The organism is Segeticoccus sp. (genome assembly GCF_035708005.1).
Genome location: NZ_DASSTI010000020.1, coordinates 54,091 through 66,911 on the forward strand (window position 1 = coordinate 54,091; position 12,821 = coordinate 66,911).

Genomic DNA, 12,821 nt, shown 5'->3' on the forward strand with positions numbered 1-12,821 from the left:
ACCTGCTCCATGTGGTCCGTCCTCACCGGCCGTGCCCGGGCCCTTCCCGGCCAGCTCAGCCAACGCTGGTCCCGGTGGTCGCTGCGCACCCGCCTGCTCATCGCCGTCACCACGCTTGTCGCCCTCGTGTGCGTGGTGATCGGGGGGATCACCGAGGCGGCACTGCAGCACTCGCTGGTGCACCAGCTCGACACCCAGCTCATCTCGGCCGGTGGACGCTCCGCGAACGTCGCCGGGTCCGAACACCACTCCCGCGGCCCGCTCCCGGACGGGAACCTCCGGACGGACACGCACCGTGGGGCGCGGTTCCTGCTCGCACCGGGGCAGGCCAGCGGCACCCTGGGCGCCCGGATCGTCGCCGGCCAGGTGACCGCAGCCGCCGTCCTCGACGACGAAGGTGTCGTCCGCCCGCTCAACGGGAACCAGGCTTCCGCACTCTCGGGCCTGGCGGCGGACGGGCGCCCGCAGACCGTCTCGATCCCCGGGCACGGTGCCTACCGGGTGGTGGCTGCGACGATGCCGGACGGCGACCGGGTCGTGACCGGTCTGCCGATGTCGACGGTGAACGCCACCCTGTGGGAGACGGCGCTGGTCGAGCTGGTCCTCACCGGAGCTGCCCTCGTGCTGACCACGGCCGCCGGCGCCCTCATCGTGCGCCGGACCCTGCGCCCGCTTGACCGCGTGGCCGCGACCGCCACGCGTGTCAGCACGTTGCCGCTGGAGCGCGGCGAGGTGGCACTGCTCGAGCGCGTCCCGGAGGTGGACACCGACCCGGGCACGGAGGTCGGCCAGGTCGGCACGGCCCTGAACCGCCTGCTGGACCACGTGGCGACCGCCCTCACGGCGCGCCAGGCGAGCGAGTCGCGGGTGCGCCAGTTCGTTGCGGACGCGAGCCATGAGCTGCGCACGCCCTTGGCTGCGATCCGCGGGTATGCCGAGCTGACGCGGCGCAGCCGCGCACAGTCACCTCCCGACGTGGCGCACGCCCTGGACCGGGTGGAGTCGGAGGCCATCCGGATGACCACGCTGGTGGAGGACCTGCTGCTCCTCGCGCGCCTGGACGCTGGCCGGCCGCTGCAGCAGGAGCCGGTGGACCTGACTCAGTTGCTGGTCAACGCGGTCGGCGATGCCGCGGTCGCCGGCCCCGATCACGACTGGCGGCTGGCCGTTCCCGACGAGCCCCTCGTCGTCCGCGGTGACGCGGCGCGCCTGCACCAGGTCGCGGCCAACCTGTTGGCGAACGCCCGAAGCCATACACCGGCGGGGACCGAGGTGACCGCCTCCCTCCGGCACTCGCCCGGGGGCAGCGAGGTGACGCTCACCGTCCAGGATGACGGGCCGGGCATACCGCAGTGGCTGTTGCCCGAGGTCTTCGAGCGCTTTGCCCGCGGCGAGGCCTCCCGATCCCGCACCCACGGCAGCACCGGCCTCGGGCTGGCCATCGTGGCAGCGACCGTCGGCGCGCACGGTGGCCGGGTGGCCGTGGAAAGCCACCCCGGCGGCACCGTCTTCACGGTGACGCTGCCCGCCTGGGCCGGAGCCCCGTCCGGTCAGAACGCGCCGAGTCCGCGCGGTGTCCCCAGCCCGGTCGGGCCGTCGTAGCCCGCCTTGCCGGTGCACAGGTAGTCCCCGCCGCAGTAGCCGTTGGACCCGCCCACCACGTCCCAGAGCTGGGTGCGCCGCGCGTAGAGCCCAGCGGTGGTGAAGGTCTGCGGGTGACCGGCCTTGGCCACCAGTCCGGCGACGAACGGGCTTGAGACGCTCGTGCCGCCCATCACGGTCCAGCCCTTGATGCCGTAGTAGTTCGGCGTGGTGTCGTAGACCGCGACACCGGTGTCCGGGTCAGCCACCGCAGAGAGGTCGGCGACAGTGCGCATGTGGCAGTGGGTGTCCTTCTGGTAGGTGGGCTTTCGCACGTAGGCCGAGCACCCGCTTCCCGCTCCCCACCACGCCGTCTCGGCCCACCCCCGGGCGTTGGCTGCGCGCTTGAGCGTGGTGCCGCCGACGGCGGTCACTCCCGGTACCACGGCCGGGAACTGAGCGGCGGTGAACCCCCAGTCACCCGAGGAGGCGAGGATGGGCACGCCGCGGTGTTGGTAGTGCCCGGCATAGGCACTCATGCCGTAGAACTCGTCGGCTCCATAGCTGTTGCTGACGACGTGGGCTCCGAGGGCAACCGCGGTGTCGACTGCCTTGGCCAGGTCGTCCAGGTAGTTGGACCGGGCCTCGACGAGCATGATCCGGCAGGCAGGGCAGGCCGCCGACACCATGTCGACGTCGAGCGCACTCTCGAGCGCCCAGTCGCCGTCGACGGGTGGGTAGGCGCCGCGCTTGCCGTCCTGGTTGAGCTTGGTGAAGCAGCCGTTGGCCGTCGTGCAGGGCGGCAGGCCATAGGTCGCGCGGTACCGCGCCAGGTCCCGTTCGGCGTTGGGGTTGTCGTAGGCCAGGACCACCGCCACCGTCTGCCCCTTGCCCCCGGTCGAGGGGACGCGGTAGGCCGAGGCGAGGTCGCGGGGTCCGTACCCCTGCGGTGCCGTGGCGCCGGCGTTGGCGAGCCTGTTGACCGCCCGCACCCGGCGGTCGGTGCGCAGTTGCGCCAGGCACCGTGCGCGCCCGGGGGCCACTGCGCCGCAGGCCGCTCGGGACGTGGCCGTGGAGGGCGCCGTCGGCGCAGCCCCTGAGGACCCGCCCACCGCCACCGCCGTGGCGGGGACAGCCGCGGCCAGCGTCGTCAGCGCGGCGAGCGCCGCCATCATCGTCGAACGACGCCTGTTGCTGGACGTGTGGTTCACGGGCTCCTCCAGGCGGGTCACGGGCCGACGGCGAACGCTCGGTGGATGGTCTGCTGCAGGGTGCCACCGACCGCATCCCGGGCCGAGATGCGCAGCGCGCCAAAGCCATTGGTGGAAGCCTTCGGCGGCACGGCGAGTGAGACCCGGTAGCCGCCGGCGCCACGAGGCCGGGCCGTGGCGGCGCGCCAGGTCACTCCCCCGTCATAGGACACCTGGACGCTGAAGCGATGCACCCGCGGCGAGCCGTCGCCGGTCAGGTGCGCGATGGTGATGGCGCTGCTGTGCCGCCCCGGCGCCAGGCGGCCGAGCGAGTCGGCGCCAAGGCGGTATCGGGCCGTCATGAGCGGGAGCACCCGGCACCCGGTGGTCGGGCTCAGGTCGCCGCACCACCACCCGCGCGGGGCCAGGCGGCCGGAGACCTTTCGAGGCAGCGTCCACGAGGTGGCGACCGCGGTCGACAGGGTGAAGGTGGAGGAGCTGCGCACGGTGTCGTAGTCGATCCGGTAGCGGTGTGTCCCCGTCGGGAGGGCCACGGCCGCGTCGAGCAGGTCGCTCCCGCGGGCCACCGGCCTGCCGTCGGCATACACCGCGTAGGACACGTGCTCGTTCAGGCCCTTCGTGGGCCAGTCCTGGAGGCCGAAGTGCTGGGAACGGTCACCGAAGGGGAAGGCGAACAGGTAGAGCCTGCTCCTCGCGGAGTTCGTGCAGGCCGGACAGATCGTGACGCCCGGGAAGACCTGGCCCCGCAGGAGGACCGGTGTCACGGGCTGCCCGTTGCCCCAGACGGTGGACGAACGGGCCCCGGGCCGGTAGGTGCGCACCGGGCTCAGGTACTCCCCGAGCAGGTCGAAGGTGCGCAGGTCGACCGCCGTGACGACATCACCCTGCCACGACAGGCCAGGCCTGGCGGAGTAGTACTCGGTGCGCGTCAACGGCGCCCGCACCCCGAGTAGCTCCGCGATGCCGAAGCTCTCCCAGGGCAGCATGGCGAAGTTGGCTTGCAGCACCTGCTGGCCGGCCCGGGTCGCGGTGTAGGTCGAACGCACGGCGGCCAGCCCAGCCCGGCGCACGACGTGGTGTTGGTCAGCGGGAATGGTTCCATCGGAAGGGAAGTCGACGTCATAGCTGTAGGCCGGTGCGACGCCCCGTGGCGAGAAGAGGCGGGAGTAGACGGAGTAGTGCAGTTCTCCCACGGTCGGCGCGCTGTTCACCGGCTGCACCCTCACGGGCAGCGACGGGTCCACCCCCGCGACGAACTCCGCGACGTTCCCGCGGGTGTCCGCACGCGCGATGCTGACCGACGTGGAGGCCAGACGGGCGGGGCGAGGAGTGGTGGTGGTGACGAGGGACGTGGCGCGACGTGCGTCCATGGTGACGGAGCGGTCGCCGGTGACGGTGAACTGCGGCAGCAGACTGCCTTGCGTGGCGCCGTTGCGTGGGTCGAAGAAGAATCCGAAGGCGGCGTAGTGGCCCGAGGGGACGCTCACCTTGGCGATCCCGCGGGTGAAGGCGACGAATCCGGTGTACTTGCGCATGTCGTCGACGTTGACGACCACGACTCCGTCGCCCTCGTCCGGCTTGCCGGCGGCGTCGATGGCGTGCAGCGTGAGCGTCTGCATCGGGAAGTGCGGTGTGACGGTGGGTGAACCCGCGCCCAGGCCGGCGAGCCGGGTCACGTTGAAGTTCGAGAGCTGCCGGGCGGCCGCGCTCACGGCGTGCCGGGGGACCACGTAGAGGTCCCGGCCCCAGCCGAACGTCGCGAACTGGCCCTGCTTCGTTCCCGGGAGGGCCGTCAACACGGTTGCCCTGGGGCGTCCGTCGGCTCCCAAGGCCACCCGGACGCGGTCACCGGTGGGGAGCGTCACCACGCGGTCGTGCGGACCGGCCGCGACGGCAGCTGCCTCCTGCGTCGCCTCGGCGGAGGAGGGGCCGAGTGCCGCGACGCCGACGGACGCCGCCACGCCGATGGCCGTCCCGACGGTGACGACCGCGGTCCTCAGGCTGCGACCTGCCACGAGTACCACCTCCTGGACCCCTGAGGGCGTCGCCGACGGGCCGGTGGCGTCTCTCGATGTGGTTTCTCGTGGGCGCGAGCCTATCCGCGGGGGCGGTTGCCCGGCGGCGAAACCGGGAAGTTGTCGGCTGATGCCTCGGCGGCTGGTTCGTGCAGCCAGGCCCGGATGGACTCGTTGTCCTGACCGAGGGCCGGCGGTGGGTCCGGTGGGCGGAGGTCGGTGCCGGAGTAGCTGATCGGGTGGCGCACCTGGCGGCCACCGTCGCCGAGCTCGACGACCGGCTCCAGCCCGAGGCGCTCGGCCAGCGCCAGCGCGGACCCGATGTCGCCGACGATGCCGGCGGGCACCCCCGCTTCGCGAAGCACCTCCAGCCACAGCTCGGCGTCCTCGGCCGCCAGCGCGGACTCCAACGCCGCCACCAGCTCACTCCGGTGGGCCACGCGTTGCGGGTTCGTCGCGAACCGCGGGTCCTCCGCCAGCGCCGGGCGCCCCAGTGCCGCTGCCAGTCGAGCGAACTGCCCGTCGTTGCCGCAGGCCACCGCCACCACGCCGTTGCGGCAGTGCAACGTCTCGTACGGCGCGATCGACGGGTGCTGGTTGCCCATCCGTCCCGGGCTCTCCCCCGTGGCCAAGAACGCACTCGCCTGGTTGGCCAGGGACCCCAGCAGGCTCGACAGCAGGTTGACCTGCACGTGCTGCCCGTCCCCCGTGCGTTCGCGGTGCCGCAGCGCCGCCAGGACACCGATCACCGCGTCCTTGCTGGTGAGCACGTCGACCAGCGCCACGCCGACCTTCGTCGGCTCGCCTCCGGCCGGGCCGGTGATGCTCATCAGGCCGCCGACGGCCTGCACCAGGAAGTCATAGCCCGGCAGGTCAGCCCCGGCTCCCGGGCCGAAGCCGCTGATCGAGCAGTACACGACTCCCGGGTTCTCGGCGCGGACCGCCGCGTAGCCAAGCCCCAGCGACTCCAACGCTCCGCTGCGGTGGTTCTCCACCAGCACGTCCGCCCGACGCGCCAGCTCCCGGGCGAGGGACAGGTCGGCGGGGTCCTTCAGGTCCAGCTCCACGCTCTCCTTCGACCGGTTGGCGCACTCGAAGTACGACGACGACCGCGCCGTCCACGGCGGCCCCCAGTGCCGCGTGTCGTCCCCGGCGCCGGGCCGCTCGACCTTGACCACCCGCGCCCCCAGGTCCGCCAACATCGACGTCGCCAACGGCCCGGCCAACACCCGGCTGAAGTCCGCCACCAGCAGGCCCTCCAACGGGGCACTCACCGTGCGGCCTCCGGCAGACGCAAGCGCACGTCATACAGCCGTTGGTAGGCGGGCCGGCACTCGCTGGCAACCTCCCGCGCGTTCCCGCTCAACGTGACCTCCCGGGGCTGGTACGGCGCGAATCCGGTGGATTCCCAGACATGCTGGTACCAGTAGGGCGCCCAGACGCCGTCGCTGTCCCGGGGGCCGGGTGGCCAGTGCAGCATCCGGTCGGTGAACTCGACGCCGATGAGGTCGCACATTGCGCGCAGGTACGCCTCCGGCGCACGAAGGAAGTCGGCCGCGTCGACCACCAGGGGCGCGCTTCCCGTGGCGGCCGCCAGCTCGTCATGGAGCTCGGCCAGCTGCTCGAAGCCGAGGTCGCGGGCCACGAAGCGCGGGCGCGACTTCTCGTAGGAGGCGATCACCTCGCGCGGGTCGCGGATGAGCAGCACATTGGTGAGTGCGGCCATCCACCCGTGCTCCATCTCGGGGGTGAGGTGGTGGGCCATGTGCTTCTGGTAGAAGACCTCGACGCCGTCGGGGACCGGCCCGGTCAACTGGTCGACCACGCGTCTCCAGTCGTGCTCATAAGCGGCCAGCACGTCGTCGCGACCGGGGTGGTCGGTGCCGGTGACCGCCAGCCAGTGCGCGAACAGCGGCTCGTCGACGACCATCGCGTCCGGCCGGTTCTCCCACGACCGCATGAGCGCAGTGGAGATGTTGCGGGGCCCGGACCAGACGGCGAGGCGGGCCGCCATCAGCGACCACCCGCGGCGGCCCGCTCGGCCACGTCCCGCTCGACCAGGTCGCGGTAGAGGCCGCGCAGCCGGTCGGTGACCGGGTGCTGTCCCGTGCCGATGGGGCGGCCGTCACACTCCCGCACCGGCACGAGCCCGGCGAACGTCCCTGTCACGAAAGCCTCGTCGGCGCTGTAGACCTGCGTGGTGCTGAAGTTGCGCTCGAAGGTCGGTATGCCGGCCTCGCGGGCGACCCGGAGCACGTTGCCTCGCGTGATCCCACCCAGGCAGTAGTCGCCGGTCGAGGTCCACAGCTGCCCGTCGCGGACGATGAAGAAGTGCGTGGAGTTGCAGGTGGCGACGAAGCCGTGCGGGTCGAGCATGAGCGCCTCGTCGGCACCGGCCTTGTACGCCTGGATGCAGGCGCTGATGTCGTTGAGCTTGCTGTGGCTGTTCAGCCGCGGGTCGAGGATGTCCGGGCCCGGGCGGCGCACGTGCACGGTGAACAACCGGATCCCGCGCTCGAGGACCGCCGGCAGGGGTTCCTTGTACTCGGGCAGGATGACGATCGTCGCCGACCCGATGGTCACGCGCGGGTCCTGGTACGGCGTGGCCTTCAGTCCTCGTGTCACCATGAGCCGCACATGCACGCCGTCGGTCATGCCGTTGGCGTCCAGCGTGTCGTGGATCGTCCGCGCGAGCTGCGCACGGTCCATCCCCACGTCGAGGTCGAGCGCCGCGGCCCCCTCGTAGAGGCGGTCCAGGTGCTGGTCGAGGAAGGCGACCTGACCGCGGTGCACGCGCAGGCCCTCCCACACGCCGTCACCGAGCACGAAGCCGCTGTCCAACACCGAGACGGTGGCCTCGGGTCGCCGCTTGAGCTCACCGCGGACGTAGACGAGGACGTCAGCGTTGCGCGGGTCCTCGTCGTAGTCGTGCGTCCCGTGCAGCTGCTCCGGCATCGTTCTCCTTCCGTCATGGTCGTCGCCGCGCGGACACTGCCGCCGTCACGACGACCCGCTCGAGACCGTGCTGTCCGTCGCCCGCGCGTCGACGTCGTCGCGGGCGGGGAGCCGGACGGTGATCGTCGTGCCGTGACCGTAGCGCGACTGCAGCTCCACCCGTCCCCCGTGTCGCTCCACGATGCTCAGCACGATGGCCAGGCCCAGACCGGTGCCCCGGATGTGCTGCTGCGTCGCGTTGGAGGCGCGGAAGAACCGGGTGAACAGCTTGCCCTGTTCCGCCTCCGGGATGCCGATGCCGGTGTCGCGCACCTGCACCAGCACCTCGGGGCCCTCCGCCTCGGCGGTGATGCTGACGCGACCACCGGCGGGGGTGAACTTGACGGCGTTGGACAGCAGGTTCAACAGGACGCGCTCCAGCTGGTCGGCGCTGCCGACCACCTCACCCAGGTCCGGGGCGGTGGCGACCTCCAGGTCGACGCCGGCCTCCTCCGCCGTGGGGCCGATGGACATCGCCGCCTGCTGGACCAGTTCGCCGAGGTCGACCGGCGCCATCGCCGTGTCCAGGCCACCCGACTCGATGCGGGACAGGATCAGCAGGTCCTCGACCAGCGCCTTGAGCCGGTGCGCGTTGCGCTCGACGGTGCCGAGCATGCGCCGCTGCGGCGCCGTCAACGGACCGGAGTCCTCATCACCCAACAGCTCCAGGTAACCGACGATCGAGGTCAGGGGCGTGCGCAGCTCGTGGGAGACCGTGGACATGAAGTCCGACTTGGCCTGGTCCAGCTCCTGCAGCCTTGTCACGACCTCCTGCTGGTCGCTGTAGAGCTGGGCGTTGCTGACCGCCCGAGCCACGTCCTCGGCGACCGAGACGACGAAGTCCTGCTCGACCTGCGTCCAGTACCGCGTCCTGCTGTCCAGCACGCTCAGGGCACCCACCAAGGACCCGCCGGCCACGAGCGGGCGCGACAGCACGCTGCGCGCGTCGATCCCGGTCACGTAGCTCCCGAGCCTCGGGTGGGCGAACCGGTGGTCGCTGCGCGTGTCGGTCACCACGAGCGTCTCCCGTCGACTCGCCACGTCCGCCATCAGCTCTGCAAGCTCCCGCGGTATGCCGCGCGCACTCGCCGGGATCTGCTCGTGGCCGGGCCGGGTCCAGGCGGCCGCGATCGGCCCGAGCCGCCCTCCTTCGGCGAGGCGGACGAAGCAGCGCGTGGACCGCAACGCGGTTCCGACCGCGCCGACCGACTCCTCGAGCACGGTGTCGAGGTCGAGGTGCTCGGCGACCTGGCGCGCAACCTGACGACTCAGGTCGTCCATGCGTGCGCGGCTGCGTTCGAGCGACTGCAGCCGACGGGTCTCCGCGGCCAGCTGGTTCACCGAGGTCGCCACTGCGCGGAGCTCGGCCGGCCCCTCCTCGGGGACGGCCGATGACCAGTCGCCCATGGTCATCCGGCCCAGCACCGCGCGGAGCGCCTCGAGCGGCCGGGAGAGCCGCCGCACGGTACGCGCCGCGAGCGCGAGCCCCATGAGGACCAACAGAACGGTGACGGACCCGATGGTGACGAGAGTCACCGTGCGGGTCACCTGTGCCCGGTGCACAGCCCGGTGGCGGCGCTCGCTGGCGTAGCGGGACATCGCAGCGTTGGCGTCGCGGAACCGGTCGAAACGACGCTTGCCCTGTTCCAGCTCCCCGGTCGCGTGCGGGCCGACCGGACCCGCACCGGCGACCTGCGACTCGGCATACCTGATCCATTCCTGGCCGCGCTGGCGCTCGGTCGTGACCAACCGCTGCCCCGCGCGGTCGTCGACCAGCCGGTCCAGTTGGTGGAGCGCTCGCGGGTAGTCCCGAAGCCCTTCGTGATAGGGCGCCAGGAAGGCCTCGCTGCGCGTGAGCTGGTAACCGCGCAGCCCGGTCTCCGCATTGGTCAGGGCCTGCAGCGCTTCGGCGTTGGCCAGTCGTGCCGGAGCCCACCGTGTGGTCACGGTCTCCAGGCTGTTGACCGCGAGGACGAGCCCCACGGCACCGGTGGCACCGACGACCAGCAACGCCACGAGGACAGCCGTCAAGGTGGTTCGCACCTGTGCGGCCAAGGTGGACCGGGCGTCGGGTCGGCGCCCCACCGGGAAGGTCCTCATATGGGGACGTATCTTGCCACGCAGAACTCACCCGGCCGCAATGCGTGAGCGGTCAGTGGGGCGAGTGTCGCCGCCGGTGGAACGCGGTGGTGACCACCACGGGGCAGTGCCGGGTGGGTGAGTGCTCACGAAGCTCGCGCAGCACCTCGCTGCCGTGCAGGTCAGGCAGCGGTGGCGCTGCCACCCGTAGGGCGTCGGTGCCCGGACGTCAGGCAGCGGGCAGGGCGACCGTGAAGACGGAGCCACGTCCGAGCTCGGAGTCCACGGTGATCGTGCCGCCGTGTCGGTGCACCACCCGTTGGACGATGCTCAGGCCGAGTCCGGTGCCGGGCACCTGCAGCGCCGAGGGATTGGTGCCGCGGAAGAACTCGGTGAACAACGATTCCTGGTCGGCCGCACTGATGCCGAGCCCCTCGTCCGCGCACACGAGGTGCAGTTCGCCGTCCCGCCGCCGGAGGGACACCGTGACCCCGCCTCCGCGTGGCGTGAACTTCACGGCGTTGCTGATCAGGTTGTCGACCACCCGAGTGAGCTCGTCCGGACTGCCCGAGACCACGGGTCGGGCCTCCGCGACCTCGACGTCGAGGTGGACGCCCTGCTGGGCCGCCCCGGCCGCCTGCATGTCGACCGCGTCCCGGACCAGCCCGGCCAGGTCCACCGGTTCGCGCGGCACCGGACGGTCCGGGTCGGAGATGCGGGACAGGGCCAGCAGGTCGTCGACGAGCGACTGCAACCTCCGGGTGTTGCGGTCCATCACGTTCAGCGACCAGCTGATGTCCGCTGCCGGGTCGTCGCGCATCAACTCCAGGTGACCGACCAGGGAGGCCAGTGGGTTCTTGAGCTCGTGCGAGACCGTGGAGAACAGCCGTGTCTTGGCCGTGTTGGCCTCGCGCAGCTGTGTCGTTGCACGGCGCTCCAGCTCGAGCAGTCGCGCGTTGACGATAGCTCTTCCGAGGTCTCGGCCGAGCTCGAGTGCCGCGACACACTCCTCGTCGCTCCACTCCGGCGAGTCCGCGGACCGGGTCAGCACCAGGTGGCCGAGGCACTCGGCCCCGACGCCGATCGGGGCAAGGAGCAGGGAGCTGGCGCCGTGCCGGCCGATGAAGTCCAGCAGGTGGCGCGACTCCCCGGCGGTCAGCAGTTCGGGCGGTTCGACATGCCCATCTCGGACTAGGCCGGGCGTCTGGTCGCGCCAACAACGCTCGGCAGCGCGCCGGGCAAGGTCGATCAGGTCGGTGGGGGCCCAGTTGCTGTCGTCGGGGGTGAGGGCGGCGACCGCGTCGACCGACGGGGCTCCCTCCCGCGCGAAGGCCCGGATCCACACCTCCGTGCACCGCAGGGCTCGTGCGATCGGTCCGGCGACCGCTTCCACCACCTGGGTCGGCTCGAGCACCTGCTGGCAGAGCCGGGCGACCTCGTGGACTGCGGAGGCCAGGACGGCACGCTCCGTCAGGGTGTTGCGCTGGCTGGCCGCGTTGATGGCGACTCCGGCCTGGTTGGCGAAGACCTCGAGGATCGCCTGCTGCAGGCCGTTGGGGCGCAGGCCGTTCAGGGGCAGGTCGACGGACAGCATGCCGAGCATCGCCCCCGCGGGATCGTAGAAGGGAGCGAGCAGCGTGTCCGCCGGGTCCCAGATGTCGGGTCCCTCCTGCACCGGTTGCTCCCAGCGGGCGGTGACCCAGCCGGCGGGCGCCGAGTCGGGCAGCCGGTCGGCGGCCACGAAGCGCAGGCTCCCCCACTGTTCGGCCACCGCGAACTCCGACTCGATGCTCGCTCGTGGCGTGCGACGCCCGAGCAGCTGGGCGCGGGCATCCTCGTCCCCCGCGACCGCGACCACCTCGAGCTGGTCGTCTGCGCGCAAGAGGCTGATGGCCGCGACCTGGAAGCCCACGACGTCGGCGGCACCGTTCACGACCATGTCCAGCAGGTCCTGCAGGCTCTCCTGCCCGCTGGCCCGGTTCATGAGCCGCGACAGGCGCCGCAGCGACTCCACGGCCGCGTCGGTGACGGACGCGGACTCTCCGCGCCCGAACTCCGCAACTGGCCGTTGTCCTCCCATGGCTGCACCGGACCCTACCGCGACGGGTGTTCCGGTGCGCCCCACGCGGAGTGCGCGCCCGAGGGGCGAGCTGCGACGCCTCGGCGAGCCGGGCGTCGCCCCGGACGTGTGGAACATCGACACAGACTGGCGCGTTGCACGACCACGGTCTTGTCGACATTGGAGGTGTGCCCGTGCCCGCACCCGGGGCGAGAACGCTGCCGAGCCCTGCACGGCAGGCCGACAGGCTCATCGAGCTCGGCGTCCACCACATCGCGAACATGCCTGCGCCGGATCTTCGCGCTGCCGTCGCGGGCCTCGAGGTCGAGGACAGTCTCCTCGTGCTGCCGCCTGATCGTGCACCTGTCACGAGACTGGCCCCCCTGGTCGAGCACGGCGGTAAGCACGGCTTCGTGGTAGTCGACATGCCCGATGCCGACGACTTCCAGCCGATCGAGGGTGCGGCGCCGCCGGACGGTGGCGCCTACCTGGTGCGTGGGCTGGACCGCGGCGACCACCTGGCCAACTGGAGTCCCGACGAAGCGTTACCCGAGATCCACGGGGCGGGCCGCACCCCGCTGACGCTCAGCGAAGGAATCCACTGGCTGCTCCAGCAGCCAGCCGTCCTCGAACGGGGACACTGCTTCATGACGATCGCCTCGCGACTGCGCAAGGCGGGCGGAGCGCTGGATGCCCGTACTCCAGCGCTGTGGATCAGCAACGGAACCGGCCGCGACGGCCGGCACAACCGCAACGCACCCAAGATCGGATGGTGCTGGGCCGGTAACCGGCACACGTGGCTCGGCTTCGCCTCGGCCGCGGCGCGCGAGCAGCTATCCAGCTGATCGCGGGCCCGCCTGTCCTTGAGACGGGCGGGCGTCC

At 71.8% G+C, this 12,821-nt stretch carries 9 protein-coding genes; 2 read left to right on the plus strand and 7 right to left on the minus strand.

Annotated features, from left to right (window positions below):
* Window positions 1–9: 9 nt before the first annotated feature.
* Window positions 10–1,602 carry a sensor histidine kinase gene (locus tag VFL99_RS02105; protein ID WP_325104666.1) on the plus strand — a complete coding sequence of 531 codons (1,593 nt, stop codon included), beginning with the start codon at window positions 10–12 and terminating at the stop codon, window positions 1,600–1,602.
* Here the strand turns inward: VFL99_RS02105 and VFL99_RS02110 are convergent.
* The 7 genes from VFL99_RS02110 to VFL99_RS02140 all read right to left on the minus strand — a co-directional run bounded on the left by VFL99_RS02110 (window position 1,551) and on the right by VFL99_RS02140 (window position 11,960).
* Entirely contained in the window at window positions 1,551–2,792 is a 1,242-nt protein-coding gene (locus VFL99_RS02110) for a S53 family peptidase (RefSeq protein ID WP_325104667.1), read from the minus strand. The genes VFL99_RS02105 and VFL99_RS02110 overlap by 52 nt on opposite strands.
* A 17-nt stretch (window positions 2,793–2,809) precedes the next feature.
* Window positions 2,810–4,807: a hypothetical protein gene (locus tag VFL99_RS02115; protein WP_325104668.1), complete on the minus strand. Its 1,998-nt coding sequence runs from the start codon at window positions 4,805–4,807 to the stop codon at window positions 2,810–2,812.
* Window positions 4,808–4,887: 80 nt separating this feature from the next.
* Window positions 4,888–6,081 carry a CaiB/BaiF CoA transferase family protein gene (locus VFL99_RS02120; protein ID WP_325104669.1) on the minus strand — a complete coding sequence of 398 codons (1,194 nt, stop codon included), beginning with the start codon at window positions 6,079–6,081 and terminating at the stop codon, window positions 4,888–4,890.
* Complete coding sequence (locus VFL99_RS02125; RefSeq protein WP_325104670.1) at window positions 6,078–6,821, minus strand: sulfotransferase-like domain-containing protein; 744 nt, start codon at window positions 6,819–6,821, stop codon at window positions 6,078–6,080. The genes VFL99_RS02120 and VFL99_RS02125 overlap by 4 nt, the downstream gene beginning before the upstream one ends.
* Window positions 6,821–7,762, minus strand: a complete 942-nt coding sequence (locus VFL99_RS02130; protein ID WP_325104671.1) for an aminotransferase class IV — start codon at window positions 7,760–7,762, stop codon at window positions 6,821–6,823. The genes VFL99_RS02125 and VFL99_RS02130 overlap by 1 nt, the downstream gene beginning before the upstream one ends.
* A gap of 45 nt (window positions 7,763–7,807) precedes the next feature.
* Window positions 7,808–9,832 (minus strand): ATP-binding protein, encoded by a 2,025-nt coding sequence (locus tag VFL99_RS02135; protein ID WP_325104673.1) that lies wholly within the window; start codon window positions 9,830–9,832, stop codon window positions 7,808–7,810.
* 277 nt (window positions 9,833–10,109) lie between these two features.
* Window positions 10,110–11,960: a GAF domain-containing sensor histidine kinase gene (locus VFL99_RS02140; protein WP_325104674.1), complete on the minus strand. Its 1,851-nt coding sequence runs from the start codon at window positions 11,958–11,960 to the stop codon at window positions 10,110–10,112.
* A 173-nt stretch (window positions 11,961–12,133) separates the two neighbouring features.
* Between VFL99_RS02140 and VFL99_RS02145 the strand changes: the two genes are divergently transcribed.
* On the plus strand, window positions 12,134–12,784 hold the full coding sequence (locus VFL99_RS02145; protein WP_325104675.1) for a DUF5701 family protein: 651 nt from the start codon (window positions 12,134–12,136) through the stop codon (window positions 12,782–12,784).
* Window positions 12,785–12,821 lie beyond the last annotated feature (37 nt).